The sequence below is a fragment of the Vibrio sp. 10N.222.48.A3 genome, from assembly GCF_041475345.1.
Lineage (GTDB): Bacteria > Pseudomonadota > Gammaproteobacteria > Enterobacterales > Vibrionaceae > Vibrio > Vibrio tasmaniensis_A.
Window position 1 is genome coordinate 1 of the sequence record NZ_JBFRVX010001347.1, and the last position, 275, is coordinate 275.

Sequence of the window (275 nt, forward strand, 5' to 3'; positions counted from 1 at the left end):
TTATATACTTTAGTTTTGTTACCCAGACAACTCTGGGATATGGTGAAATGACGCCGACTAGTGTTTTTTCAAAGTATGTAGTCATTGCTCAATCTATTATTGGAATATTTTATATGGGTGTAGCTGTTTCTGTTACGCTGGGAGTTATCTTAGAAAATGGAAACAATCGAAAAATGGGCTAACGGTAAAGTTGGCATTAGTGCTTGAATCTGTATACATAACTAATAAGGATTAAGGTGTTGCGTAGCCAACACTAAATCCCAAGTGTTGAACAA

Annotated in this window: 1 protein-coding gene; it reads left to right on the forward strand. The window is 35.6% G+C overall.

Translation table 11 applies throughout. The features are described from left to right. Positions 1–182 (forward strand): ion channel (locus tag AB4653_RS26245; protein WP_372105691.1); only part of this gene is annotated, 182 nt, incomplete at its 5' end. Positions 183–275 lie beyond the last annotated feature (93 nt).